The 25670-nt window shown below is 68.7% G+C and carries 27 protein-coding genes; 12 read left to right on the top strand and 15 right to left on the bottom strand.

Annotated features, from left to right (window positions below; genetic code table 11):
- Positions 1 to 8 precede the first annotated feature (8 nt).
- Positions 9 to 869: a TrmB family transcriptional regulator gene (locus tag ACQUS8_RS02200; RefSeq protein ID WP_435096270.1), complete on the bottom strand. Its 861-nt coding sequence runs from the start codon at positions 867 to 869 to the stop codon at positions 9 to 11.
- A gap of 307 nt (positions 870 to 1176) precedes the next feature.
- Between ACQUS8_RS02200 and aglJ the strand changes: the two genes are divergently transcribed.
- A complete protein-coding gene (aglJ, locus tag ACQUS8_RS02205; RefSeq protein WP_435096273.1) occupies positions 1177 to 2085 on the top strand; it encodes an S-layer glycoprotein N-glycosyltransferase AglJ in 909 nt (302 codons plus the stop codon).
- On the opposite strand, the gene ACQUS8_RS02210 is transcribed toward aglJ, so the two are convergent.
- A complete protein-coding gene (locus ACQUS8_RS02210) occupies positions 2082 to 2744 on the bottom strand; it encodes a hypothetical protein (RefSeq protein ID WP_435096276.1) in 663 nt (220 codons plus the stop codon). The genes aglJ and ACQUS8_RS02210 overlap by 4 nt on opposite strands.
- Before the next feature lie 126 nt (positions 2745 to 2870).
- Here ACQUS8_RS02210 and ACQUS8_RS02215 point away from each other — a divergent pair, with 126 nt between their 5' ends.
- Positions 2871 to 5126: an NADP-dependent malic enzyme gene (locus ACQUS8_RS02215; protein WP_435096279.1), complete on the top strand. Its 2256-nt coding sequence runs from the start codon at positions 2871 to 2873 to the stop codon at positions 5124 to 5126.
- A 108-nt stretch (positions 5127 to 5234) separates the two neighbouring features.
- Here ACQUS8_RS02215 and ACQUS8_RS02220 read toward each other — a convergent pair whose 3' ends face one another.
- Positions 5235 to 6140 carry a 1,4-dihydroxy-2-naphthoyl-CoA synthase gene (locus ACQUS8_RS02220; protein ID WP_435096282.1) on the bottom strand — a complete coding sequence of 302 codons (906 nt, stop codon included), beginning with the start codon at positions 6138 to 6140 and terminating at the stop codon, positions 5235 to 5237.
- 139 nt (positions 6141 to 6279) lie between these two features.
- Between ACQUS8_RS02220 and ACQUS8_RS02225 the strand changes: the two genes are divergently transcribed.
- A complete protein-coding gene (locus ACQUS8_RS02225; RefSeq protein WP_435096285.1) occupies positions 6280 to 6648 on the top strand; it encodes an SPW repeat domain-containing protein in 369 nt (122 codons plus the stop codon).
- Here the strand turns inward: ACQUS8_RS02225 and ACQUS8_RS02230 are convergent, their stop codons facing one another.
- The 4 genes from ACQUS8_RS02230 to ACQUS8_RS02245 all read right to left on the bottom strand — a co-directional run bounded on the left by ACQUS8_RS02230 (position 6649) and on the right by ACQUS8_RS02245 (position 10893).
- Positions 6649 to 7053 (bottom strand): hypothetical protein, encoded by a 405-nt coding sequence (locus tag ACQUS8_RS02230; RefSeq protein WP_435096288.1) that lies wholly within the window; start codon positions 7051 to 7053, stop codon positions 6649 to 6651. It lies immediately after the preceding gene.
- Positions 7054 to 7098: 45 nt separating this feature from the next.
- Positions 7099 to 8877, bottom strand: a complete 1779-nt coding sequence (gene menD, locus ACQUS8_RS02235) for a 2-succinyl-5-enolpyruvyl-6-hydroxy-3-cyclohexene-1-carboxylic-acid synthase (RefSeq protein WP_435096291.1) — start codon at positions 8875 to 8877, stop codon at positions 7099 to 7101.
- Positions 8874 to 10217, bottom strand: coding sequence for an isochorismate synthase (locus tag ACQUS8_RS02240; RefSeq protein ID WP_435096294.1), 1344 nt, complete (start codon positions 10215 to 10217; stop codon positions 8874 to 8876). Before ACQUS8_RS02240 ends, menD begins: the two co-directional genes overlap by 4 nt.
- Positions 10218 to 10296: 79 nt before the next feature.
- Positions 10297 to 10893, bottom strand: coding sequence for a sulfite oxidase-like oxidoreductase (locus ACQUS8_RS02245; RefSeq protein WP_435096297.1), 597 nt, complete (start codon positions 10891 to 10893; stop codon positions 10297 to 10299).
- Positions 10894 to 11055: 162 nt separating this feature from the next.
- Between ACQUS8_RS02245 and ACQUS8_RS02250 the strand changes: the two genes are divergently transcribed.
- From ACQUS8_RS02250 to ACQUS8_RS02260, 3 genes are all read left to right on the top strand, one after another.
- On the top strand, positions 11056 to 11268 hold the full coding sequence (locus ACQUS8_RS02250; protein WP_435096300.1) for a DUF7120 family protein: 213 nt from the start codon (positions 11056 to 11058) through the stop codon (positions 11266 to 11268).
- 66 nt (positions 11269 to 11334) lie between these two features.
- Positions 11335 to 11613, top strand: a complete 279-nt coding sequence (locus ACQUS8_RS02255; RefSeq protein WP_435096303.1) for a UPF0058 family protein — start codon at positions 11335 to 11337, stop codon at positions 11611 to 11613.
- 108 nt (positions 11614 to 11721) lie between these two features.
- Entirely contained in the window at positions 11722 to 14022 is a 2301-nt protein-coding gene (locus ACQUS8_RS02260; RefSeq protein WP_435096306.1) for a DUF7527 domain-containing protein, read from the top strand.
- On the opposite strand, the gene ACQUS8_RS02265 is transcribed toward ACQUS8_RS02260, so the two are convergent.
- Positions 14019 to 14330 carry a hypothetical protein gene (locus ACQUS8_RS02265; protein ID WP_435096309.1) on the bottom strand — a complete coding sequence of 104 codons (312 nt, stop codon included), beginning with the start codon at positions 14328 to 14330 and terminating at the stop codon, positions 14019 to 14021. The two genes, ACQUS8_RS02260 and ACQUS8_RS02265, sit on opposite strands and share 4 nt — an antisense overlap.
- Before the next feature lie 246 nt (positions 14331 to 14576).
- Here ACQUS8_RS02265 and ACQUS8_RS02270 point away from each other — a divergent pair, with 246 nt between their 5' ends.
- The gene (locus tag ACQUS8_RS02270; RefSeq protein ID WP_435096312.1) at positions 14577 to 15938 is read left to right on the top strand and encodes an adenylosuccinate synthase; all 1362 of its coding nucleotides are present in this window, start codon (positions 14577 to 14579) and stop codon (positions 15936 to 15938) included.
- 27 nt (positions 15939 to 15965) lie between these two features.
- On the opposite strand, the gene ACQUS8_RS02275 is transcribed toward ACQUS8_RS02270, so the two are convergent.
- Entirely contained in the window at positions 15966 to 16196 is a 231-nt protein-coding gene (locus tag ACQUS8_RS02275; RefSeq protein ID WP_435096315.1) for a hypothetical protein, read from the bottom strand.
- 93 nt (positions 16197 to 16289) lie between these two features.
- Here ACQUS8_RS02275 and ACQUS8_RS02280 point away from each other — a divergent pair, with 93 nt between their 5' ends.
- Complete coding sequence (locus ACQUS8_RS02280; RefSeq protein WP_435096318.1) at positions 16290 to 16484, top strand: methytransferase partner Trm112; 195 nt, start codon at positions 16290 to 16292, stop codon at positions 16482 to 16484.
- Positions 16485 to 16534: 50 nt separating this feature from the next.
- Complete coding sequence (locus ACQUS8_RS02285; protein ID WP_435096321.1) at positions 16535 to 17089, top strand: DUF7524 family protein; 555 nt, start codon at positions 16535 to 16537, stop codon at positions 17087 to 17089.
- Here ACQUS8_RS02285 and ACQUS8_RS02290 read toward each other — a convergent pair whose 3' ends face one another.
- The gene (locus ACQUS8_RS02290) at positions 17090 to 18208 is read right to left on the bottom strand and encodes a DR2241 family protein (RefSeq protein ID WP_435096324.1); all 1119 of its coding nucleotides are present in this window, start codon (positions 18206 to 18208) and stop codon (positions 17090 to 17092) included. It abuts the gene before it with no gap.
- Between the two features lie 3 nt (positions 18209 to 18211).
- A complete protein-coding gene (locus tag ACQUS8_RS02295; RefSeq protein ID WP_435096327.1) occupies positions 18212 to 19099 on the bottom strand; it encodes a CbiX/SirB N-terminal domain-containing protein in 888 nt (295 codons plus the stop codon).
- 90 nt (positions 19100 to 19189) lie between these two features.
- Between ACQUS8_RS02295 and ACQUS8_RS02300 the strand changes: the two genes are divergently transcribed.
- The 3 genes from ACQUS8_RS02300 to ACQUS8_RS02310 are packed head-to-tail and all read left to right on the top strand — an operon-like array spanning position 19190 to position 21921.
- Positions 19190 to 19699, top strand: a complete 510-nt coding sequence (locus ACQUS8_RS02300) for a DUF7523 family protein (protein WP_435096330.1) — start codon at positions 19190 to 19192, stop codon at positions 19697 to 19699.
- A gap of 48 nt (positions 19700 to 19747) precedes the next feature.
- Positions 19748 to 21226: a cysteine--tRNA ligase gene (gene cysS / locus ACQUS8_RS02305; RefSeq protein WP_435096333.1), complete on the top strand. Its 1479-nt coding sequence runs from the start codon at positions 19748 to 19750 to the stop codon at positions 21224 to 21226.
- Positions 21227 to 21270: 44 nt separating this feature from the next.
- On the top strand, positions 21271 to 21921 hold the full coding sequence (locus tag ACQUS8_RS02310; RefSeq protein ID WP_435096336.1) for a DUF6517 family protein: 651 nt from the start codon (positions 21271 to 21273) through the stop codon (positions 21919 to 21921).
- A 25-nt stretch (positions 21922 to 21946) separates the two neighbouring features.
- On the opposite strand, the gene ACQUS8_RS02315 is transcribed toward ACQUS8_RS02310, so the two are convergent.
- The 4 genes from ACQUS8_RS02315 to ACQUS8_RS02330 form a co-directional block, all read right to left on the bottom strand.
- Positions 21947 to 23194 (bottom strand): tripartite tricarboxylate transporter permease, encoded by a 1248-nt coding sequence (locus ACQUS8_RS02315; protein ID WP_435096338.1) that lies wholly within the window; start codon positions 23192 to 23194, stop codon positions 21947 to 21949.
- A gap of 179 nt (positions 23195 to 23373) precedes the next feature.
- Positions 23374 to 23712, bottom strand: coding sequence for a 50S ribosomal protein P1 (gene rpl12p / locus ACQUS8_RS02320; protein WP_435096340.1), 339 nt, complete (start codon positions 23710 to 23712; stop codon positions 23374 to 23376).
- 21 nt (positions 23713 to 23733) lie between these two features.
- Positions 23734 to 24771 carry a 50S ribosomal protein L10 gene (locus ACQUS8_RS02325; RefSeq protein ID WP_435096342.1) on the bottom strand — a complete coding sequence of 346 codons (1038 nt, stop codon included), beginning with the start codon at positions 24769 to 24771 and terminating at the stop codon, positions 23734 to 23736.
- Positions 24772 to 25407 (bottom strand): 50S ribosomal protein L1, encoded by a 636-nt coding sequence (locus tag ACQUS8_RS02330; RefSeq protein ID WP_435096345.1) that lies wholly within the window; start codon positions 25405 to 25407, stop codon positions 24772 to 24774.
- Positions 25408 to 25670: the final 263 nt, after the last annotated feature.

Below are 25670 nucleotides of genomic sequence, written 5' to 3' on the forward strand. Positions count from 1 at the left end.
CGCGCCCCTCAGTCGAGGACGGCGTCCGGGTCGGTGGCCTCGTACTCCCAGACGAGTTCGAAGAAGCGCTCGAGGCCCGCGACGAACGACCCGTTCTCCGTGACCGCGGCCTGCCGCATCGAGAGCGGGACGTCACGTTCCTCGACGAGGAGGATGGCCCGGCCCGTCTCGTAGTCCATGCTCGGGTCCGCGAACGTCCCGCGCCACGGCAGCTGTTCGCGGCTGAAGCGCAAGTCCACCTCGGGATAGGTCTCGCGGACGTACGCGACGATGTCGCGCTGGACCGCCCGGTTCGACTCGTCGAGGTGCGAGGGATGGAGGAAGAGGACGTCGACGTCGACGCCGCGCTCGAGCGCGTCGGCGAGCGCCGGCTCCACGCGCTCGAAATACTCGAAGGACTTCGTGATGACCGAGACGGAGTCCTCGGCGTTCCGGTAGAGCGAGCGCGTCTCCTCCTCGGAGGGCTCGCCGACGTCCACCACCCAGAAGAGTTCCTCCGTGGGCGTGACGTCCTCGCTCGCCTGCTCGTACATCGGCTCGAACGTCTCGAGGAACTCCTCGCGCATCGCCTCGACGTCCTGCCGGTAGCGCTCGAAGGCCTGCCGTTCGTTCTCGACGGCGCGCTCGAGGATGCGCTCGGGAGGCTTGGGTTGGTAGTGCTTCGGACGGCCGGGGATGATCTTCACATAGCCCCGGTCGGCGAGGGCGTCGAGGACGCCGTAGATGCGGGCTTTCGGGATTCCGGCCGCCTCCGAGAGGTCGGGCGCGGTCGTCCGGCCGAGCGCGAGCAGTTCGGCGAGCGCCGTCGCCTCGTACTCGGTCAACTCGAGTCGTTCGAGGACGGCCGCGGGCGCGTCGTCTCCGGTCATACTGCCACGTAGGGGGGCTGTCGCGCAATAACGTGGCGGTCGAGTGGCACAACGTTTATCTTCGAGAACCGAGTTACTCGATGTATGAGTAACCGAGACGACACACACCTGGACGACGTCGAAGACGGTGCGGGCTGCACCGAAATCTGGGAGCGGCTCAGCGAGAGCCGCGAGGAATAAGGCGACGCCGAGCGTCAGCGAGTCTGTTCTCCCCTTGTCGACACGGCTCGGGCGCTGGTGTCGGTGCGGCGACGTTCGATGACCGAACACGGAACGCTTTTTCCCTCTCCGCGTGGCGTTTGAGTCGATGCCGGACTACTCGGACGTCTGCGTCCTCATCCCGACGCTCGACGAGGCGGAGACTATCGGCGAGGTCATCGAGTCCTTCAAAGACGAGGGCTTCGACGAGTTCCTCGTCGTCGACGGCCATTCGACGGACGACACTCGCGAGATTGCGCGCGCGAAGGGCGCGCGCGTCGTCGAGCAGTCCGGCGCGGGGAAGGGACAGGCCGTCCGAGAAGGCGTCGGCTACGTCGAGCGGCCCTACGTGTTGATGCTGGACGGCGACGGCACCTATCGCGCCGCGGACGCGGACGCGATGCTCGAACCGCTCCTCGAGGGGCGCGCCGAGCACGTCATCGGCGACCGGTTCGCGGACATGGAGGAGGGCGCGATGAGCACGCTGAACGGCATCGGGAACTCGATCATCAACCGGGCGTTCTCCTTCATCCACGGCCACGACTTCCGCGACATCCTCAGCGGCTATCGCGCGTTCACGACGGAGTCCTTCGATCGGATGCACCTCACCGCGGACGGGTTCGCCATCGAGACGGAGATGGCCGTCGAGTGCGCGAAACTCGACATCACGACGCGCGTCGTGGACATCACCTACCTCGAACGCCCGGAGGCCTCCGACACGAACCTCCGGCCGTTCCGCGACGGCGCGCGCATCATCTTCGCGCTCTACAAGCTCGCGAAGACGAACAACCCGCTCTTCTACTTCGGGAGCATCGGCTTCGGGTCGACGCTCGTCGGCCTCCTGATGGCGGTCTACGTCGCCGTCGAGTGGGTGACGCAGAACGTCTCCCACGAAGTGCTCGCGGTGTTCTCCGCGTTCGCCATTCTACTCGGCGTTCAACTCCTGATGTTCGGCGTCCTCTCCGACCTGCTCGTCACGCTCCACCGCGAGCAGCTGCGCCGCCTCGAGGACGACTAGCCGAGGACGTTCCGGAGGGTGTTCACCAGAACGCCGGGCGCGTTCCGGCGGGAATGCTCGAGCGCGTAGCGGAGGCTGTCGGTCGCTGCCTCGTGGACGGGGTGACCGTGACCGACGAGGACGCGCTCGGGCCGGAGGCCACGAAGCGCCGAGGGCGGCGTGAGGCGGAGCATCGGATGGACGCCCACCTGCTCGTCGGCGCCGCGGAAGAAGTCGGCCGTCCCGACGGCTTCGGGGACGACGAGCGTCTCGCCGTCGAAGAGCGCGGCCTCGTGCCAGACTGGCGTGTCGAGGACGCGAATCAGGCTGTAGTCGGTGCCGGGGAGCATGCCGCTGAAGGGCTCGGTCTGGACGCCGACGTCCCGCGTGAGGAACGACGGCCGGTAGACGGGGACGTCGTGGCGCGTCGCGACGGCGGCGCTGTCGCGTTCGTGGCGGTCGAGCAGGAGGACGACACCGGCGACCTCGCCGAACTCGGCGACAAGCTCGTCGGTGCCGGGTGCGTCCACGGGGTCGACGAGGAAGACGCCGGCGTCGGTGTCGAGGACGTGGCTCGCGCGCTGCATCGGCTCCTCGGGGTGGGCGAGCCACGTCGTCCCGCCCGCGAACCGTCCGTGCTCCTCGAAGTCGTCGTCGGAGTCGTCGGCGCGCATCGACATGGGCGCGAGGTTCGCGCGGCGCGCACAAGAGCGTTCGCCATGTGGCCGCCGTCGCCCCTGCCCCGTCGGCGGTTCACGTTCGACTGTCTCAGTTGTCTTTTTGCGCCTGCGCGTCCACCACTTCGCATGGGACTGGACGAAGACGCGCTCGAGTACCACGAGCGCGAGCCACCCGGAAAGTTGGAGATCGCGACGACGAAGCCGACGAACACGCAGCGGGACCTCTCGTTGGCGTACTCGCCCGGTGTCGCCGCGCCCTGTCGGCGCATCGCGGACGACGAGAACGACGCCTACCGGTACACGGCGAAGGGGAACCTCGTGGGCGTGGTGTCGAACGGTTCGGCGGTCCTCGGTCTCGGTGACATCGGCGCACAGGCCTCGAAGCCCGTGATGGAGGGGAAGGGCGTGCTCTTCAAGCGCTTCGCCGACATCGACGTCTTCGACATCGAGTTGGAGCACGACGACGTGGACGCGTTCGTCGAGTCGGTGGCGGCGATGGAGCCGACGTTCGGCGGCGTCAACCTCGAGGACATCGCCGCGCCCGCGTGCTTCGAAATCGAGGAACGCCTCCGCGAGCGCATGGACGTCCCCGTCTTCCACGACGACCAGCACGGCACCGCCATCATCAGCGGTGCGGCGCTCCTGAACGCCGTCGAACTCGTCGAGAAGGACCTCGAGGACCTCGAAGTCGCCTTCTCGGGCGCGGGCGCGGCCGCCGTCTCCTGCGCGAAGTTCTACGCCTCGCTGGGCGTCCCCCACGAGAACATCACGATGTGCGACATCGACGGCGTCCTCTCACAGGAGCGCGCGGACGCCGGCGACCTCAGCCCGCACGCCGAGCCGTTCGCGCAGGGCGTCGAACCCGGCGAGTTGGCGGACGCCATCGAGGGCGCGGACGTCCTCGTCGGCCTCTCGGTCGGCGGCATCGTCTCCCAGGAGATGATTCGCTCGATGGCCGAGAACCCCATCGTCTTCGCGATGGCGAACCCCGACCCCGAAATCGGCTACGAGGAAGCGAAGGCGGCCCGCGACGACCAGGTCATCATGGCGACCGGGCGCTCGGACTATCCGAACATGGTCAACAACGTGCTGGGGTTCCCGTTCATCTTCCGGGGCGCCCTCGACGTCCGGGCGACCGGTATCACCGAGGAGATGAAGGTCGCCGCCGCCGAGGCGCTCGCGGAACTCGCGCGCGAGGACGTGCCCGACCAGGTCGTGAAGGCTTACGGCGACCAGCCCCTCCAGTTCGGCCCCGAGTACATCCTCCCGAAGCCGCTCGACCCGCGCGTCCTCTTCGAGATCGCTCCCGCCGTCGCTGAGGCCGCGATGGAAGTCGGCGTCGCGCGCGACGAGGTCGACCTCGCGGCGTACCGCGAGCGCCTCGAGGCCCGCCTCGGCAAGTCGCGCGAGATGATGCGCGTCGTCCTCAACAAGGCCGAAAACGACCCGAAGCGCGTCGCGCTCGGTGACGGCGACGACGAGAAGATGGTGCGTGCCGCCTACCAGATGCAGGACCAGGGCATCGCCGAACCCGTCCTGCTCGGCGAGGAGGAGACCGTTCGGTCGGTGGCGGACGACCTCGGCCTCGACTTCGACCCCGACGTCCTCGACCCCGCGGAGCGCGCGACCGACCGTTACGCCGAGCGCCTCTACGAACTCCGCAAGCGCAAGGGCGTCACGCGCAGCGAGGCGAGCGAACTCATCGAGCGCGACACGAACTACTTCGGGAGCGCGATGCTCGAAACCGGTGACGTCGATGCCTTCCTCACCGGCCTCACGAACCACTATCCCTCGGCGCTCCGCCCGCCGCTGGAAGTCGTCGGTACCGCACCGGACACGGACATCGTCGCCGGCGTCTACATGCTGACGTTCAAGAACCGCGTCGTCTTCTGCGCCGACACCACCGTCAACACGTCGCCGAGCGCGGACGAACTCGCGGAAATCACGCGTCACGTCGCCGGCCTCGCGAAGCGCTTCGACGTCGAACCGCGCGCGGCGCTCCTCTCCTACTCCGACTTCGGGAGCGTCGAGACCGACGGCACCGCGAAGCCACGCGACGCCGTCGCGATGCTCCATGACGACCCGGCCGTCGACTTCCAGGTGGACGGCGAGATGCAGGCCGACACCGCCGTCCTCGAGGGCGTCCTCGAGGACACCTACGACTTCGCGAACCTGGACGGCCCCGCGAACTGCCTCGTCTTCCCCAACCTCGAAGCCGGAAACATCGCGTACAAACTCCTCCAGCGTTTGGGGGGAGCGGAGGCCGTCGGCCCCATCCTCGTCGGGATGGACGAACCGGTCCACGTCATCCAGCGCGGCGACGAGGTCAAGGACATCGTCAACCTCGCGAGCGTCGCCGTCGTCGAAGCCCAAGAGGACTGAGCGGTTTTCCCTCCAGGGTTTTCGCCCCCTCGGGGCGAAAAAGGTGGAAGCGATATCGTCAACCTCGCGAGCGTCGCCGTCGTCGAAGCCCAAGAGGACTGAGCGCCCTCAGTAGTACCAGGGGTAGTCCTCGAAGTCGGGGTCGCGACCCTCGAGGAAGGCGTCGCGGCCCTCCTGTGCCTCGTCGGTCATGTACCCCAGTCGCGTGGCTTCGCCGGCGAACACCTGCTGGCCGACCATCCCGTCGTCGGTGGCGTTGAAGGCGTACTTGAGCATCCGCATCGCCATCGGGCTCTTGTCGTTCATCCGCTCGGCCCACTCGAGCGCCGTCTCCTCGAGGTCCTCGTGGGGGACGGCTTCGTTCGCCATCCCCATCTCGACGGCCTCCTCGGCGTCGTAGGTCTTCCCGAGGAAGAAGATTTCGCGGGCCTTCTTCTGCCCGACCTGCTTGGCGAGGTAGGCGGAGCCGAACCCGGCGTCGAAGGACGCGACGTCGGGGTCGGTCTGGAGGAACTTCGCGTGCTCCGCGGAGGCGAGCGTCATGTCGCAGACGACGTGGAGGCTGTGGCCGCCGCCGACCGCCCATCCGGGGATGACGGCGACGACGGGCTTGGGCATGAAGCGGATGGCGCGCTGGACTTCGAGGATGTGGAGGCGGCCCGCTTCGGCCTTCTCGACTTCCTCGCCGTCCTCATCCTCGTGATACTCGTAGCCTTCCTTCCCGCGGACGGACTGGTCGCCACCCGAGCAGAACGCCCAGCCGCCGTCCTTCGGGCTCGGGCCGTTCCCGGTGAGGAGGACGCAGCCGACGTCCGCCTGGCGTTTCGCGTGGTCGAGCGCGGTGGCGAGTTCGTCCACCGTCTGCGGCCGGAAGGCATTGCGGACCGCGGGGCGGTCGAAGGCAATGCGGAGCGCGCCGACGTCCGTCGCGCGGTGGTAGGTGATGTCGTCGAAGTCGAACCGCTCGACTGCCTCCCAGCGCTCGGGGTCGAAAACCTCGGAGACCGAATCCATGTGCGTGTGGCGGGGTGGCGCGCGCTAAAAGCTTCCTCTCCCCGCCCCCACGAAAAGCCCCTTACAGGCCAGCACCACCTTTTTTCAGCGCGAGCACGTCCTAGTTATACGACTCCCGAGAGGGGGTGGGGAGCGCGTCATGGACACCACGACGGTTCGCCGACTGACACTCGTCGAGTTCGTGCTCGGCCTCTGGATACTCGCCGCACCGACGGCGACGGACGCGCCGCCGCCAGCCGCGTGGAGCGGCCTGCTCACCGGCGGCGTCGTCGTGTCGCTCGCCATCTACGACTACGTCCTGACGTCCGGCGACGCCGTCCCGCATCCGTGGGCGCCCGGGACGATGGCCGTCGCGGGCGCACTCGCCGCCGCCACGGCCGTTCTGCTCGGCCCGGTCGGGGCCGTCACGTGGTCGGTGACGCTCGCCGGCGTCGTCGTCGCGGGCGCCGCGGCCTACAGCGGCTACTGGGCGGACGCTGGCCGACCGGAACACGGGACGCGGGTCTGATTACCCGCGCTCGTTTCGCTCGCGCGTCTCGTCCGCGGTCTCGGGCTCGCGTCCGTCCGCATCTGTCGCCGTTCCGACCGGTAGGAGCGTCGTGTCCGGCGCGTCCAGCGGGCTGTCGTGGCCGGTGACCCACGCAGTCAGGTAGACGACGCAGGCGGCGACGACGGCGGCGGGCAGTTGCAGGGTGAACGCGCCGTAGACGACCGTGACGGCCATCGTCGCGAGGACGAGCGTCCGTCGGGTCGCGCCGCCGTAGTAGACGAGGCCGGCGAGCGCGAGCAGGCCGACGAACGCGCCCGCGCCGACGAGGACCTGGGCGACGACGAGTAAGCTGTACAGTAGGGCGAACACGCCGACGAGAACGAGGCCAGCGCTGAGTACCGTGCGGGCGTTCGTGGAGGGCATCGGCCGACGCTCTCGTACGCGAGTGCAAAAAGATGTGGGTGGGCGTCAGGCGAGGCGCTCGTGGACGCGCGCGGCGATTTGCTCGCGGACGCGGTGGCTCGCCTCGGCGTCCGAGGCGACCTCGATGACCTGGGTGCCCTCGCTCTCGACGCTCGCCCGGTAGAGGTTCTCGAACGTCTCGAGGTGCTCGGTGCGGGTGAACGAGAGGCCGTAGAGTTCGGCCGTGGGCGCGAAGTCGAGGCCGTGGGGCGTCTTGAACTGGCCCTCGAACGGCGGGTCGAACGCCTCGATGGGGAGCATGTGGAAGATGCCGCCGCCGTCGTTGTTCACGAGGACGACGGTGGCGTCGACGCCGCAGCGTTCGAGCGCGAGCAGGCCGTTCATGTCGTGGTAGTACGCCAAATCGCCCGTCAGGAGGACGAGCGGGTCGTCGGTCGCGCTTCCCGCGCCGAGCGCGCTAGAGGTGATACCGTCGATGCCCGACGCACCCCGGTTGCCGAGGACGGAGAGTGATGCGTCGCGCACCGCGCCGTAGCGGTCGACGTCGCGCACGGGCATGCTGTTCGAGACGAAGAGCGTCGCAGGGTCCGGGGCGTCCGCGACGACGCGGCGCGCGACTGCTCCCTCGAAGAACGCCTCGGCGGCCTCGACTTCCGCGGCGTGGACGCGTTCGGCCTCGGCGAACGCGGGCCAGTCGGCGCTCTCGGTCTCGACGCGCGCGGCGAGTCGGTCGGCGAACACGCCGGGGTCGGCGACGACGAGGTCCGTCGCGGTGAACGTCGCCTCGCGCCACTCGCCCGCCGGGTCGACGACAACCTGCCGCGTCCCGGTCCGTGCGAGGTACCGGCGGAGCGGCTTCGAGGTCGGCGACGCGCCGAACCGAACGACGAGGTCCGGGTCCGGCCAGTCGGCGGTCACGTCGGGGTCGAGGTAGCCGTCGTAGCCGCCGTAGACCGGCACGTCGTCGGTGTGCGGGCCGTAGCGGAGCCCGGAGAGCGGGTCGGCGAGTATCGGGAAGCCGGTCGCGCCCGCGAGCGACGTGATTGCCCCAGTATCGTCCCGGTCGGTCGGTCCGGCGACGATGAGGCCGCGTTCGGCCGTCTCGACGGCGTCAGCCAGGTCCGCGAGCGTCGCGTCGTCGGGCGCGAGGCGACCCTGCGCCGTCGCGACGAACGGTCCGTCGCGGCCCTGTGCGGCGAGGGCGTGCTCGCTCTCCCAACCATCCGGAACGCCGTGGGGCGACTCGGGTGGGGCCGGCGTCTCGGTCGGTTCGAGCGGCTTTGCGAACGGGACGTTCAGGTGGACCGGGCCCGGGTGCGTGCCGGTGGCGGCCGCGACGGCGCGGTCGGCGGTCACGCGCACCGAGCGGAGCGTCCGGGCCTCGACGGCGGGCTCGGGCAGGTCCGTGTAGTAGCGGACGGCGTCGCCGTAGAGCTTCTCCTGGTCTATCGTCTGGTTCGCGCCGCTGTCCCGGAGTTCGGGCGGGCGGTCCGCGGTCAGGACGACGAGCGGCACGCGCGACTGGTTCGCCTCGATGACCGCCGGGTGGAAGTTCGCCGCCGCGGTCCCCGACGTGCAGACGAGCGCCACCGGCTCGCCGGCGCGCTTCGCCCGGCCGAGCGCGAAGAAGGACGCCGAGCGCTCGTCAAGGTGCGAGTAGGTCGTCACGCCCTCGTGGGCGTCGAACGCGACGGTGAGCGGCGTCGAGCGACTCCCTGGGGCGACGCAGACGGCGGACACGCCGGCCTTCACGAGTTCGTCGACGAGCACGCGCGCGTGGAGCGTCGCTCGGTTCGGCGCGGCGTCGCCGCTGTCGTCGGTCATGGCTCGCCCTCCTCGCGTTCGAAGACGTCGAGTATCGGCCGATACTTCAACTGGACCTCCTCCCACTCGGCGTCCGGGTCGGAGTCCGCGACGATGCCCGCGCCCGCGAACGGCCGGACGTGTTCCGCCTCGGCGAGCGCCGTCCGAATCGCCACCGCGAACGTCCCGTCGCCCGCCCGGTCGAACCACCCCACCGGGGCCGCGTACCAGCCGCGGTCGAACGTCTCCGTCTCCCGAATCACGTCCAGCGCCGCGTCCGGCGGCAGCCCGCCCACCGCGGGCGTCGGATGGAGCGCCTCCGCGAGCGAGAGGACGTGCTCGTCCGTCTCGCCGACGATGGGCGTGAAGAGGTGTTGGACCGTTGCGAGCTTGCGGACCGTCCGCTCCCCCGTCGTGACGTCCCCGGCGACGCCCCGGAGTTGCTCGCGGATGCGCTCGGCGACCACCTCGTGCTCGTGGCGATACTTCGCCGACGAGCGCAGGTCCGCCTCCAGTTGCTGGTCGACGTCCGGCGTCTCGCCGCGCCCCACCGTCGCCGCGAGCGCGCCCGTCTCGAGGTCGCGCCCGCGCCGCGAGACAAGGCGCTCCGGGGACGCCCCGAAGAACGTCGCGCCGTCCGTCGGCCGGAACGCGAACCGGAAACATTCCGGGTAGGTCGCGCCGAGTCGGTCCAGGGCGTCCGGCAGCGAAAACGGCGCTTCGAGCGTCACGTCGAGTGCCTGGGCGAGCACGACCTTCTCGAGTTCGCCCGCGCGAATCCGCTCGGTGGCGGCCTCAACCTGGTGACGCCACTCCGCGCGGCTCGTCGTTCTGGCCGTCGCCGCGACGCCCGGCGGCCGGCCCGCCGTCCGCTCGTCCGGGTCGAACCGCTCGCGCACCGAGTTCAGCGTCTCCTCGACGCGCGGCTCGCTCGCGCGCGGCCCGTAGGCGTTCACCGTCAGCCACGTCCCCTCCGTGGTGGTCACCACCTGCACGTGCGGGAGGACGAACGCCGCCGTCGGGAACCCGGCCCAGTCTTCGGTCGCCGAGTGGCCGTCGTGGAACGCAAACCCGCCGACGAAGCGCGGGCGCGCTGCCGCTGGCGCGTCGGTCGGACGGTCGACGGATGAAAAGACGTCGCTCGCACGCTCGCGGACCGCCGCGAACCGGTCGGGACCGTCCGCCGTCACTTGCGCCGCCGCACCGTAGCCCGTAAACGACGGCTCGCCCGGGGCCGACCACACGACGTTCGGCCGGCCGAGCGTCCGCAGCAGCCCCGACAGCGACGCGTCCGGCAATCGGACCGTCCGACTGACGAGTCCCGCGGTATCGGCCCGCGCGACGCCCTCGCGTGAATCCATCTACTCACACTCGGAGTGGGCACGCCTTAGCCCCTACGACCTTTTCCAGCGAGCGACGGACGAGCGCGAGAAGACGCGTCTAGCTATAGCGCTCTTCGTTCCACGGGTTCGCGGTGTTCGAGTAGCCGCGTTTCTCCCAATAGCCGCGTTCGGGCTCGGTGAGGAAGGTGACGCCGTCGACCCACTTCGCGCTCTTGTAGGCGTAGCGGTGTGGAGTGACGACGCGGAGCGGCCCGCCGTGCTCCCGAGGGAGGTCGTCGCCGTCGTAGCCCCACGCGAAGAGGACTTCCTCGCGGTTCACGACGTCGAGCGGGAGGTTGGTGGTGTAGCCGTCGAGGCCGTGGAACATGACGTGGACGGCGTCGGACGTGACGCCGGCGCGCTCGGCGACAGTCGGGAAGGTGACGCCGGTGAACTCGCAGTCGAGCTTGCTCCAGCCGGTGACGCAGTGGAAGTCCTGTCGCTGGGTCTCGCTCGGGAGGTCGCGAAATTCCTCCCACGAGAGGTCGAACTCCTCCGCGACGGCGCCTCGGACGCTGAACGTCCACGTCTCGGGGTCCCAGTCGGGCGTCCCGCTCTTGGAGAGGACGGGGAAGGCGGTGGTCTCGGTCTGTCCGGGCGGGAGCCGCTCCTCGCCGAACTCCCGGTAGAGGTCCGTGACGTCCTTCACGCTCATACGCTCGAGTAGTGCGTCGGCGACCCTGAGGGTACCGGTATCGAGAAACCGACCGTCCAGAATAGGGAAAGTAACTTTCGGTCTGTGGAAGGAATAGTTTCTGTACCGAAAAATCACCCCGCCAAGTTTATACCGGGAGGCACCAAAACTCGGGCTAGACGAATGCCCAAGGTGGAAATCAACATCCCCGACCACATCGAGATGCAGATAGCCCAACTCGTCGAGCAGGGCGAGTTCCTCACGCGGGAGGACGCCATCGAGGACCTCCTCTCCGCCGGCATCAAGGCGTACAAGACCAGCGGCCCCATGGAAGACGACGAACCCGGCCTCGAAGACGAGGGCATGATGGGGCACGACGACGAGTACGTCTTCTAACTGCCTTTTTGAGTGTGTGACGCGCTGGCGAGCAAGGTTTAACCCGTCCTATACCCAAACTCGTCTATGCACAAGGACGAGCTGCTCGAACTCCACGAGCAGATGGTGGAGATAAAGGAGAAGTTCTCGGAGTACGACAACGTCGACGCGAGCGTCTTCGACACCTACGACGAACTCGACATCGACCCCTCCCACGTCCACAAGTCCAAGAGCGAGCACAAGCACGCCGTCTTCGTGCTCGGTAACGCCCTCGCGACGGCGATGAGCGAGGACGAGTTCTCGAACGCCGGCCGCATCAGCAAGCGCATGGAGGAGCTCGCTGACGACGCCGGTAGCAAGCTCTGAGCCGGACGCCGCGGACTCGTTTCTGAACACGACAGGCCGGCGACACGAGCGGGCTCCCGGACTGAGTCGCCGGAAAACGTTTTACGTGGCTGTCGCCACGTCACGCACATGCAGACACGTACAGTCGAGCGCGTGGAGACGTGGGACACCCGACCGTTCTCGGGTGGGGCCGCGGCTCTCACGTCGCTCGCAGACGCGGACTTCTCCGGCGCCGTCGTCGCCGACGACGTCTGGCTCTTCTTCGTCAACGGCCGCCCAGTCGGCGTCTACGGCGGCACGACCGAGGACGTCGCCGCCGCCGCGTCCGGCACGGTCTACGAGGCCCCCGACCTCGCGCTCCCGCTCCTCTTCGCGATGCAGGAGGCCGACGGCGAGACGCGCGCACGCTACTACACGAACGACACGCCGCTCACGGAGACCGACGACACCCTCAAGAACGCGGGCTTCACCGGCTACGTCGAGCTCTCCGAGAACGTCCTGAGCGGGGACTACTACGTCGCCTACTACGGCGGCCGCCCGCTCCCCGCCGCCTTCGTCGGCAACACGCCCGAGGTGTTGACCGGCGACGAGGCCTTCGAGCGCGCCGCCGACGAGGTGGGGCTCTACGAAGTCGTCTCCGTCGACCTCGAGTTCCCCGACCTCCCCGACGCCGACGAGGGGACGACGACTTCGGGCGCGTCCGACTCGGCGGCCGCTGCGGCCGCGAGCACCACGTCAGCGAGCGCCGCGACGCGCGAGGGGCCGTCCGAGGAGTCGTCGGACGGCGGCGTCACCGAACCCTCCACGACGCCCGAGACGGACACCGACGCGGCTACCGTGGACGACGCGGCAGCGGAATCGGCCGACACCAGCGGAGCCGTCGAGGCGTCGGAAGCAGACACTGCGGACACCGCGGACGAAGCGGAAGCGACCGAGGATGGGGCCGGCGTGACCGTCGACGCGGGTGCTACCGAGGAACGCGACGCGGCCGCCGAGCACGAGGAGGACGCCGACGAGTCTGAGGAACCCGACGACCAGGTGGACGCGACAGCAGCCACGGCGGACACCGACGGTGTTGACGCGACAGTCACCGCCGCCAACACCGAACCGGAAGAGCCGACGGGCGAGACGTCGTCCGCGCGGCCGTCGGTGGAGTCGCCCGGCGCGGAAGCCGTCGAGCAGACGCCGACAGCGCGCGCGACCCGGGAGTCGACGAGTGAGCCGACCTCGGAGACGACCGAGACGGCGACCGGGTCGTCCGACGTCTTCCACGAGGAGGAGGCGTGGCGCGAGACGACGCGCGTCCCCACACTCGCGCCCGACGAGGAGGCAGAGGACTCGTCGGCGGCCGGTGCCGAGGCGGCCGAGACGGGGAGTGCGACGGCGTCGCGCCCGACGCGGGCGGCGCAGACGGCTGAGGCGCGGTCCCGGACGTCCCGTGAGTCGCGCGAGGAGACGGTCGAGGCTGAACCCGCGCGGGACGGACGCCTCGAAACGCTCGAGAGCGAACTCGCGGCGCGCGAGGAGCGTATCGAGGCGCTTGAGGAGCGCCTCGAGTCCGCACAGGATGACGTGGCGGCGCGCGAGCGCGACCTCGAGGACGTGCGCGCGGAGCGCGACGACCTCCGGGAGACCGTCGACCGACTGGAGGAGCGTATCGCGACGCTCGAAGCCGACCTCGAGGCCGCACGCGAGAGCGCGCAGACCGGGGCGGGCGACCTCTCGCCCGTCGAGGCAATCGCGGGGACGAACCTCTTCGTGCGCTACGAGTCGAAGGCCGAACCGACGCTCGAGGACCTCGGCGAGGCGGAGCCGTCCGCCATCGACGCGAACCTCACGCTCGAACACCACACGACGTTCGACGCCGCGGACGCCACCGTCGAGGGCGAACCCTACGAGGCGTTCCTCCACGGGACGGCGGCCTACCGCTTCGTCTCGTGGGCAGTACGCGAACTCCCGGTCGAGGTGCTGGAAACGGGTCATCGGAAGGGCCTCGCGGACCTCTACGAGGCGATTCCGTCGGTTGACCGCGCGGAACTCGGCGGCACCGTCGAACTCTCGGACGAGGAGGGCGAGACGGTCCGGCGCGACTTCGACGTCGTGCTCCGCGACCGGATGGGCGACCCGCTCGCCGTCGCGGCGCTCAACACGTCGCGTGACCCCGTAACGGGCGACGAGATGGAGACGCTGACCGAGTCGGCGTCCGCCGTCGGCGAAGTCGCGGAGTCGCTGGGTGCGGCACTCTACGTGACGGCGTCGTTCTTCGAACCGGACGCGCTCGAAGTCGCCGACGAGGCGGCGGCCTCCGGCGGGTTGTTACGTCGAAGCGAGAAGGAGAGTTACGTGAAAGTCTCGCGCAAACGCGGATACCACCTCTGTCTCGTGGAGGACCGGAACGGGTCGTTCCACGTGACCGTGCCCGAACTCTAGTTCTCGGCTTCGGCTTCCTCGGCGGACTCGATCTTCATCGATTCGAGTTTGTCGACGATCTCGTCCACCTTCTCGTCGAGTTCGTCGACGAACTCGTGGGTGCGCTCAGTCGTGATGGCGCCCTGGCTGGACGGCTCGATGAGGTCTTCCTCTTCGAGCACGCGCAGGGAGTAGCGGACCTTGTGGTGGGGATAGCCAGTCTCGTTGGACATCTTGACGATGCCGATGGGCTCGTTCTCGATGACCATTCGGAGCACTTCGAGGTGGCGTTCGAGCATATCGACCTCTTTCTCAAGTCGGTCTATCATGGCATTTGTTAACTTGTCCGGGCAGGCTTTAAAGGTTGTCCTACGGCCGCCCGGTCCCCAAAGGCGCCTCTCTGCGGCGATTTCGCACCCGGTGGATATACGTCTTTCTGCCCGGCGTTGCCGACGGCGATGGCGTCGTTCGTGGGCACCGACTCGATTCGCCACGCAGTTAGTGTACACGTCAGTGCATATTTTCGGGGCTGGGGACCGTAACGGGTTTCACCGAGGCGGCGAAACGTCCGCCGTATGACCGTCACCATCGTCGGCTCGCAGCTGGGCGACGAGGGCAAAGGCGGCGTCGTCGACATCTTCGGCGACGCCGTCGACGTCGTCGCGCGCTATCAGGGCGGCGACAACGCCGGCCACACCGTCGTCCACGAGGGCGAGGAGTACAAGCTTTCCCTCGTGCCGAGCGGAGCCGTCCGCGGCAAGACCGGCGTCCTCGGCAACGGCTGTGTCGTCAACCCCGCCACGCTCTTCGAAGAAATCGACGCGCTCCGCGAGCGCGGCCTCGACCCGGACGTCCGCGTCGCGCGCCGCGCGCACATCATCTTCCCGTACCACCGCGTCCTCGACGGCATCGAGGAGGAGGCCAAGAGCGAGGACGGCGAAGAAGTCGGCACCACCGGCCGCGGCATCGGCCCGACCTACGAGGACAAGGCCGGCCGTCGCGGCATCCGCGCCGGCGACCTCGTGAATGAGGAGGTCCTCCGCGAGAAACTGGAGTACGTCGTCCCGCAGAAGCGCGCGCTCGCCGAGGACGTCTTCGGCGTCGAGGTCGGCGAGGAGTTCGACGTCGACGCGCTCTACGAGGAGTACAGCGAATACGCCGAGCGCCTCGTCGAGGGGGACATGCTCGTCGACGCCGGCGACTTCCTCGCGGAGCGGCTGGACGCCGGCGAGGAAGTGATGTTCGAGGGCGCGCAGGGCACCCTCATCGACATCGACCACGGCAACTACCCCTACGTTACGTCCTCGAACCCCACCGCGGGCGGCGCCGCGACCGGCACCGGCCTCGGTCCCGGCGTCGTCGGCGACGGCGACGTCGTCGGCATCGTCAAGGCCTACCTTACGCGCGTCGGCAGCGGCCCGCTCCCCACCGAACTCGGCGGCGTCGAGGGCGACACGCCCGGCTACACGCAGGGCGAGGGCCGCGCGGAGGAGCTCGCGACCTACATCCGCGACGAGGGCGGCGAGTACGGCACCGTCACGGGACGGCCGCGCCGCGTCGGCTGGCTCGACCTCCCGATGCTCCGTCACTCCACGCGCGTGAACAGTTTCACGGGGGTCGTCATCAACCACCTCGACGTGCTCGCCGGCCTCGACGAGGTGAAGGTCGGGCGCGCCTACGAACTCGACGGCGAGGAGATTCAGACGATTCCCGCGACCACCCAGCGCTGGGCGGACTGTGAGCCCGTCTTCGAGACGTTCGACGGCTGGGCGGAGTTCGACTCCGAGGTCGTCGCCGAGGAGGGATACGAGGCACTCCCCGCCGAGGCACGGGCGTACGTCGAGTACATCGAGGACGAACTCGGCGTCCCCGCCTACGCGCTCGGCGTCGGCCCCGGGCGCGAGGAAACCGTCGTCCGCACCAACCCCTTCGAGTAGCGCGCCCTCTGCGCGTCCGTCGTTTTTTCACTGCGTCCCGCGTGCCACCGCATAGATACCCGCGACAGCGAGCCCCGTGTAGCGCACGACTTCCGGAAGGACGCCGAGGAGCGAGCCGAGCGTCCCGCCGGGACCGTTGGCGGCCAGCACGAGGCCGAGGAGGTGTGCGGCGACGAAGAACACGAGGAGGACGCCGCCGAGGTAGAACGCCTGCTCGACGAGGAACGGGAGGGGGTTGCTCGCGTCGAAGTCGGCCATCGCGTCAGTCTACGACGGAGGAGCGGAAAAGCCGGGCCGCTCACGCCGAGGAACCCGTAGGCTTTTGGGCGGCGGCCACCCACGTCTCGAAACATGAAGCGGGACCTCATGGACATCATCTGCTGTCCGCTCGACAAACACGACCTCGAACTCGACGTCGAGGACGAGGAGGACGACGAGGTCGTTGCCGGGACGCTGACGTGCACGGACTGCGGCGAGACCTACCCCATCGAGGACGGCATTCCGAACCTCCTCCCGCCGGACATGCGCGAGGAGACTCCCGCGTAGACCCCACGGCGAACCTTTTTCCTCCCGGCCGTCGTCTCCCCGGCCGTACTGTGCCGCGGACCCTCACCGTCGACCTGAACCGCGAGCGCATCCACGCGCTCGACGCCGACCCGTCATCGCTCGAAGTCGACGGGTCGTTCGCCGTCGAACTCGCCAATCACGGCACTGCGAGCCACGTCCACGTTCATCTCGACGACGCGCTCTCGCGGGTGGCGAGCATCGGCGACGGCAACCACTACGTCACGAAGGGCGGGGCGGAGACGGTGCCGGTGTCCGTCGACCCGGACGGGCCGCGGCCCATCACCGGGACGCTCGAAGTCGTCTCCGGCTACGGCGCCGAACGCCTCGAAATCCCCATCCGCGTCGTCGAGCCCGAGACGCCACAGCACGTCCAGGTGGACGAGTCGCTCGCCGAAGTCCAACACCACGAGGAGGAGGTGTCGCTCGCGGACCAGTTGCGTCCCGCGGCACCCGCCGTCGTCGCCGTCATCGGTGTCCTCTGCGCGGTGCTCGCCGTCCTCTTCGTGAACGGGTACGCCGCGCTCGCCATCGCGCTCATCGCGGCGGCCTGCACCGCGGGGTCGTGGTACTACGTGAACCGCTAGTTACTCCGCGAAGTCGCTCCCGCGTTTCGCGCGGAGGTAGCGCGCCCGATAGCGGTTCGCGCCGTCACCGAGGTCCGCCTCCCGGATTTCGTCGACACGGTCGTCCGCGACGGCGTCCACGAGGTCGCCGAGTTGCTCCAGCTCGCTCTCGGTGAGCGTGAGTTCGTAGGTCTCCTCGTCCTCCTTCTCGAGGTAGGTGAACTTCCGCGCCGCGGAGACGAACAGCGAGCAGGGTTCCCGGCAGGGGAACTCCCCGTCGCCGCGCGGGACGTCGAGTTCGGCGTCCTCGTCGTGGTCCCACTCGCGACGCTTGAGGCACTGGCTGTCGACGCAGCAGGCCTCGGCCGCCCACGCGAGCGCCTCCTCGGGGAGGTCCTCGACGACGTCGAAGATACCGGTCTGGCGCTCGGCGGTCTCGCGCCAGTGCGTGACGTCGAGTTCGCCCTCGCGCTCACGGTGCCAGTTCGCGACGGTCGCGGGGTAGACGAAGTCGACGGTCTGCGTGAGGTCGCGCCCGTCGAGGTCGACGAACCGCCAGCCGTGCGGGAGCGACGGGGCCGTCGAGAGCGGGCGATAGCGGCCGTCGTCGTCGTGCTTCACGAGTTCGCGCGCGTCCAGCGGGTCCCGGTAGGTGTCGAGGTCGCGGGGGTCGACGTCGGCGTCCTCGTGGTGTCGAACGTCGTAGACGCGCTTGCCGCCCGACTCGATGCGAACCCGAATCCGGAGTTCGCCCCACGTCCGCGTGCGTCCAGACTCGCGGAGGTCGTCCATCCGGGCCTTCACGGGATGCGTCTCGTCCGCCGTCGTCTCGCCGTTGGACTCCTCCTCGGCGTCACTTTCGTCGCCGTCGGCGTCCGCCGTCTCGTCCGCGCCCTCAACCCAGCGGAGGAACGCGCGGCGCGCGGTGCCGTGTCCCCCAACCGTCTCCTCCCAGTACCGCCAGTTCTCGACGTAGGGGTCGCCGTCGGCGAGTGCGGCGAGTTCGCCCGCGTCGAGGCCGCGCTTCGACACCTCGGGGGCCTCGAAGCGATAGCCGTACGCGGTGTTCTCGACGACGAGGCCGTCGAAGTCGACACCGTCCGTGGCCGCCTCCATCAGGGCGGCGACACCGTCCGCCATCGCTCAGTCCCCCGCGGCCGCGGTGTCGCCGGCGTTCTCGCGCGTCTCTTCGCGCACCGCCTCGATGGCGCGCGCGACGTCCGCGCCCGCGTCACCGGCGCGCTCGAGGATGACGTCCGCGACGAGCGGTTCGGTGCCGACCGCACCCGAGTACCAGATGCGGTGACCGTCGACCTCGCTGGGGACGTCGTAGCCCGTCCGGTAGTCGTCGGTGAGGCCCATATCCTCGGGGATGTCCTCCTGGGTGTGGAAGCCGTCCGCGACGAACAGCGGCACGACGACGATGTCCTCGGCCTCGAAGAAGTCGGTGACGTCGTCGACCTCGGGGTCCTCGTCCATGAAGACCGCCTTCACCTCCTCGAAGCGGCCGGACTCGCGGATGCGGTCGGCGTGGTAGTGGATGGCCTTCGCGGAGTTCTCGTTGCGTTCGGTGCCGTGGCCGACGACGGCGAGGCCGAACCCGTCCCCGACGTCCGGGTCGCCGGTGACGGACTTCGCGCGCTCGACGATGACGTCGCCCATCGAGTCGTGCGTGCCGACCGGCCCGCAGTAGTGGACGGTCTTCCCGACGTCCGCGGCCTGGAGCGTGACGTGTTCGGCGTCCGTCCCGTCGGAGTTCCAGTCGGAGACGTCCCAGCCCTCCAGGCGGAGTTCGCGCGGGATGACCTCCTCGGTGAAGTAGCCCTCCGAGACGAACAGCGGCACGACGTACACCTCCTCGGACTCGACGGTCCGGAGCGCCTCGCGGAAGGACGGCTCCTCCTTCCAGAAGGCCTCGCGGACCTCGTCGAACGCCCCAGTCGCCCGAATCGTGTCCGCGTGCGCGAACGTTGGTTCGCTCGACCCCGGGTTGAGGTGCGAGCCGTGCGCGACGATGACGAGCGCTTGCATACACGCGCGTTGGCGCGCGCGGGCCTTATGGTCACCGTCTCCGGCGACGAACCACGAAGCGTTATCCTGTCGCTGTCCCTTCGCTCACCCATGAGTGACACGCTGGCTGCGGACGTCCGGGCGGCGCTGCGCGACTATCCCTTCCTCGTGGCGGCGCTCCGCGCGGGCGTCGTGAACTACGCGGCGGCCGCGCGCTTCCTCGGCCTCGACGACGACGCGGACGTGGACGCAGCGGCAACGGCGCTCCGACGGTACGCGGACGACCTCGAGGGCTACGACACCGACGCACGCGACGCCCGCGTCACGATGGAGAGTCGTCTCGGTCGCGTCGAGAGCGGCGAAGACACGGACGCGGTTCTCACGGTCAACGACACCGGCTTCGCGCCCGGCGAGGGCCCCCTGACGGGTGTGCTCGCCGTCGGGGACGTGGACGCGAGCGCGCTCGGCGTCGTCCTCGGGCGCCTCGACGTCGCGGATGTCGGGGTGGAAGCCGCGGGCGTCGTGGACGACGCGCTACTCGTCGTCGTCGGGCGCAGGGACGGCCCGGACGCGCTCCGTGCGGTCGAGGCCGCGCTCGAGGGCGTGCCCACGTCCGCGTGAGCGGCGGACCAACGGTTTAACGTCGGGCCTCGCCCTACCCCGCCAGTAATGACGCTGCGCGTGAGTAACACGCTCTCCGGCGAGACCGAGGAGTTCGTCCCGCAGGACCCCGACGACGTCCGCCTCTACTACTGTGGGCTGACGACGTCCGACCCGCCACACCTCGGCCACGCCCGCTCGTGGGTACACGTCGACGTGATGAGTCGCTGGCTCCGCCATCTCGGCTACGACGTCCAGCACGTCGAGAACTTCACCGACGTGAACGAGAAAATCGTCGCCCGCGTCGGCCGCGACGGCGAGGACGAGAACGACGTCGCCGAGCACTACATCGGTGAGATTCTCGAGTCGATGCGCGCCCTCAACCTCGAACGCACCGACGTCCGCCCGCGCGTCTCCGAGCACGTCCCCGAAATCATCGACCTCGTGGAGACGCTCATCGAGGAGGGCCACGCCTACGAGTCGAACGGCTCCGTCTACTTCGACGTCACCACCTTCGAGGAGTACGGCAAACTCTCCAACCAGGAGTTGGAGAACATCGAACAGCAGGGCGACCCCGAGGAGGCGTCCGAGAAGCGCAACCCCGCGGACTTCGCACTCTGGAAGGCGGACGGCGTCGACGCGGACGCCATCGCGCGCCACCGCGGCCACGACCACCCGGGCACGCCTGCCCACCCCGAGGGCCAGACGTGGGACTCGCCGTGGGGTGAGGGCCGACCCGGCTGGCACATCGAGTGCTCCGCGATGAGCATGGCGCACCTCGGCGAGACGCTCGATATTCACGTCGGCGGCCGGGACCTCGTCTTCCCGCACCACGAGAACGAAATCGCCCAGTCGGAGGCCGCGACCGGCGAGCCGTTCGCGAACTACTGGCTCCACTGCGCGCTCTTCGAGATGGACGAGGAGAAGATGAGTTCGAGCCTCGGGAACTTCATCACCGTGAAGAACGCCGTCAAGGAGTACGGTCCGAACGCCCTCCGGCTCTTCATGGTCTCGGGCACCTACAACAGCCGACAGACCTACTCGGAGGAGGCCATCGAGGAGGCCGTCGAGCGCTGGGAGCGACTCTCCCGGTGCTACGAGGACGCCGTTGCCGCTCTCGACAGCGTCGACGCCCACACGAAGGCCGCCGACGAGGACCTACGGGCCGCCGAGGCGGAAGCGGCCTCGGACTTCGAGGTGGCGATGAACGACGACTTCAACACCCGCGAGGCGCTCACCGCGCTCTTCGAGCTCGTCTCCGCTGTGAACGTCCACCTCGCCGAGCGTGAGGAGTACGACTACCGCGGCCTCAAGCGCGCCGTCGAGACGTTCGAGACGTACGGCGGCGACGTCCTCGGCTTCTCGCTCGGCGGCGAGCAGGGTGGGGACGTCACCGTCGCAGAGGACCTCGTCGAACTCGTGTTGGAACTCCGAGAGGAGGCGCGAGAAGAGGGTGAGTACGAGCGCGCAGACCGGCTTCGAGACGAGCTTGAGGCGCTCGGTGTCACTGTCGAAGATACTGACAGCGGGCCGACATACAGGCTCTAACGGCCGGTGGCTTTTTTCGGGGGCGCCGAATAGTCGCGCGTAGCATGCGCAACAAGCAGCTTGCAGTGGTGGCGCTCGCCGCACTCGTCGCGCTCTCGGGGTGCTCGATGCTCTCCGGGCCCGTCACGTTCAGCGCCGAGAAGGCCACCGTCAGCGACCAGGCACTCTCCGAGACGAACTACGAGAAAGTCTCCGTCAACGAGCAGGTCATCAACCGGACGTTCAGCGCCGCCGGCCAGTCGAAGAACGTGACCGTGACGAACTGGGTCGCCCAGTACGACCGGACGGTCGACCTCGGTCCGCTCGGCTCTCAGCGCGCCGCCGTCTTCAGCGCCGTCGCCACCCCGCAAGTGAAAGTGCTCGGGCAGGGGCCGTTCAACCCCGTCGCGAAGTACAACAACACCCAGCTCGTGATGCTCCTCCAGCAGAACTACCAGAGCGTCAATAGCATCCAGCATCAGTCGAACTACACGACGACGATGCTCGGCCATAACACGAGCGTCGGGAAGTTCAGCGCGAAGGCCACGCTGAAGGGCGGCCAGTCGATGGACGTCTACGTCCACGTCACGAAGGTACAGGACGGTGACGACTACGTCGTCGCCGTCGCCGTCTACCCACAGCGTATCGACGACCAGGAGGCGCCGCGCGTGAAGACGCTCATGCAGGGCGTCCAGCACGGCAACAGCAGCGCCTGACACACCCTTTCCGTTCTTTCTGCCGTCAGACCGTGAGCACCAGCGGCACGATGAGCACGCCCATCAGGTGGACGCGGCGCGCGCCGAACCGAACCGGCACGAACCCCACGAGCGTCCCGCCCGCGAGGACGGCGAGACCGACCGGGCCGGCGAGCACGAACGCGAGCACGCAGACGACCGCGAACGCCGCCGTACACACCGCCCGATACGGAAGAAATCGGACGGCGTCGAGATACCGGTCGCCGACGACGAGCACCAATACGACGCCGAGTGCCGCCGCGAGGAGGAGACAGACGACGTAGAGCGGCAGGTCGAGCGGGACTGCGCTCCGGTCGAGCGCAACGACGACACCCGTGTGCGCCTCGTCCAGCGTGACGAACGCGAAGAGCGCGAAGATCGTGTTCGAGGTGTTGACGCCGCTCGTCGCGACCAGGAAGGAGCGGTCGCCGTCGCCCGCATGCGGCGGGAGCGCCGCGAGTGCGATGACGGCGGCGACGGCGCTGGAGACACCGGCGACGTAGCTCACCGCCGCACCCGCGGCCGCACCGGCGAGCGCCGCGAGGAGCGTTCGCCGTGGTGATGCCGTAATGGCGGTGTCGCCCTGCTTCGGCGGGCCGCCGCCGCGTGTCGCCTCCAGAAGTATCGGGAGACCGAACAGACCCGCAAACGCCGGCATCAAGAGGTCCCCGTTCCCGAGCAGCGGCGCCGTCGGCAGGTCGAGCGCGAGCACGCCGAAGGCACCGCTCAGCAGGAAGGCGACGAGTCCGCCGAGGCGCTGTCGGCGCGTCCGCTCGGTCAGCACGAGGAAGACGACGACGGCCGCGAGCACCACCGGGAGGTGTTCGTGGAGGAGTGGCGCGAACGGCCGGACGACCTGCGTTATCGGCCACCCGAGCAGGCACGCAAGGAGTGCGGCCGCTCCGCTGCCGAGCGCGGAGAGTCTGAGTGCCTCGCGGCCGCGACCGGCGAGTACGAGGCGATGCCCGGGGAGTGTCGAGGGGGCCATCGCGGAGTCGGGCACGCCGAGCGCGAGTGCCGGCACCACGTCGAGAATCGAGTGGACGACGCCCGCAACGAGGATTGCGACGGCGACGCCGCGTGCCGGCCCCGGGAGGACCGGCACCGCTGCCGCGAGCAACGCCGCGAGCGTGTTGACGTGGAGGCCCGGCGTCAACCCCGAGACGGTACCGAGCGCGACGCCGAGCGCCACGAATCCGAGCAACACGAGCGCCGACCCCGTCTCGAAGCCGACCCGGACGCCGAACGCGTACATTCCGACGAAGTGGCCACCGCATCCTACTTGAACGTCGGCGTCGCTCCCGCCGGCACCGTCGCTACTCGGTTGTCGCGCTACTCACGCCTCGCTGGCGCTCGGTGTTCGTGTCTCCGCGGCGTCGTCACTACTCGGTTGGCCGCGCCAAAGAAAAAACGTGGATTGGGTGTCCGTCGAGTTTAACCGAAGAGGTCGCCGAGACCCTCGCCGGAGGCCTCCTCGTCCTCTTCTTCGGCTTCCTCTTCTTCCTCGGCGGCCTCGGACTCCTCGGACTCCTCGGACTCCTCTTCCTCGGACTCCTCGGAGGCGGCAGCGCCGCCGGCCGCACCGGCAGCCGGAACGGCCGCGGCGGACTCGACAGCTTCCTCGATGTCGACGTCCTCCAGCGCGGCGACGAGCGCCTTGACGCGGGATTCCTCGACCTCGACGCCGGCGGCCTCGAGAACGGCCGTGACGTTGTCCTCGTTGATCTCCTCGCCCGATTCGTTCAGGATGAGTGCAGCGTAAACGTACTCCATTGTTGTGAACCTCGTAGTTGTTTAACCGAACATCTCGCCGAGACCCTCGCCGCCGGCGTCTTCGTCGTCGTCGCCGTCGTCTTCGGGTTCGGCTTCTTCTTCTTCAGCCTGTTCTTCCTCGGACTCCTCCGTGGACTCCTCCTCGGCCGTGGCGGCGGGTGCCTCCACGCCGCGGAGTTCCTCGGGGAGTGCCTCCTCGTCGTCGATGTTGGCTGCGAGCGCGCGGACCTGCGCGTCGGCCGTGCTGACGAGGTCGTCCATCAGGTCGGGGCTCTCGATCGCGGCCTCGAGACCGACGCTCTTCGCCTCCCCGGCAGCCTTGCGGAGCATGTCGGGGACGGTGGCGGCGGTCGGGTATTCGGCGTTGATGGAGAGGTTGCGCGCCGAGGCGACGGCGGACTGGATGTCCGCGCGGTACTCCTCGACGTCGATCGCGAGGTCTTCGGGGTCGAACAGAACGCCTTCGCTGAAGACGCTCCGGAGGTCGAGACCGACCTCCTTCGGCTCGATGCCGAGCTCGCCGAGGACGTTCGCGACGTCGTCAGAGACGACTTCGCCCTCTTCGGTGACGACGCTGTCCTCGAGGACCTGAATGGAGCCCTCCTGGATACGTGCGTTCGCACCGATCTGCTGGAGTTCGCCGACGAACGGACCCGGGTCGATACCGGTGTCGCCCTCGGGGACGACGATGTCGTTCGGGGCGACCTCCCCAGCGTTGATGGGGGCGGGCGTCTTGGACGCCTCGAGCTCCTTGTAGAGGCCGAACGGGTTGTCGTTCGTCCCGACGAGCCCGACTTGGCCGTAGACGAACTCGGTCAGGTCTTCGAGACCGTCGTCGACCGACTCGAGTGCGCGCTTCAGGAGCGTGTTCCGGCTCATCCGGAGCTCGGCGCTCCCGTGAAGCTCACGGCGCATGTCCTGCAGCTGGCGCGACGGAATGCCGGCGACGTTCACGACGCCGACGGAATCGTAGGACTCAAGGAACTCCTCGATCTCCGCCACTTCCTCCTTCTTCCACTCGGGAATCGTCTCCGTCGTGCGCTCGGATTCTGCGGACATTTAGGCCACCTCCACGGAGGGACCCATCGTCGTCTTCACGTAGATGGAGTCGACGTTCATGGGACCCTTCTCGAGGTCGGCGTGCAGTCGACGGATGATGACGTCGATGTTGGACGCGATGTCCTCGGCGGACATGTCCTCCGCACCAACGCGCGTGTGGAAGGTGCGGCGGTCACGCGACCGGAGCTGCACGGTGTTCTTCATTCGGTTGACGGTCTCGACAACGTCGTCGTCGGGCTGGAGCGGGGTCGGCATCTTCCCGCGCGGACCGAGGACGGTACCGAGGTAACGACCGATGTCCTGCATCATGGACGCTTCGGCGATGAAGAAGTCGGTCTCATCGGCGAGGTCCTTCGCAGCGTCATCGTCGTCGCCGAGGTCTTCGAGCTCGTCGCCACCGAGGACGTCGTCTGCGACGTCTTCGGCGCGAACGGCTGTCTCACCTTCGGCGAAAACCACGATATTCGTCTCCTGTCCGGTGCCCGACGGCAGCACGACGCTCTCGTCGACACGGTTCGACGGATCGTTGAGGTCGAGGTCACGGAGGTTGATCGCGAGGTCCACCGTCTCACGGAAATTCCGCTCTGGGGCCTCCTCGATCGCTTGCGCGACTGCCTCTTCTATATTGTCTGCCATCTTTCACCTCCGTAGTGTACTTGCCCCGTCAGGGGGCTCCTACGGGTCAGTGAAACAGGCTACGCCTGTCTCGTCTGAGACGAGGGGTATGCCGTCCTTAAAACCGTCGTTTCCCCGGCCGTATGCGCCGTCGTCACGTCCGACGCACCACACCGACGACGCGCAACGGCGACGTGTCGATCCTCCGCGCCCGCCGGCAGTAAGGCGGCGAGCGCGGATTCGGAAGTGTTCGAGTCCGTGATTATTTGTCCCTAGCGCTCGTT

Source organism: Halarchaeum sp. P4 (assembly GCF_051195175.1).
In the GTDB taxonomy this organism is placed as follows: Archaea; Halobacteriota; Halobacteria; order Halobacteriales; family Halobacteriaceae; genus Halarchaeum.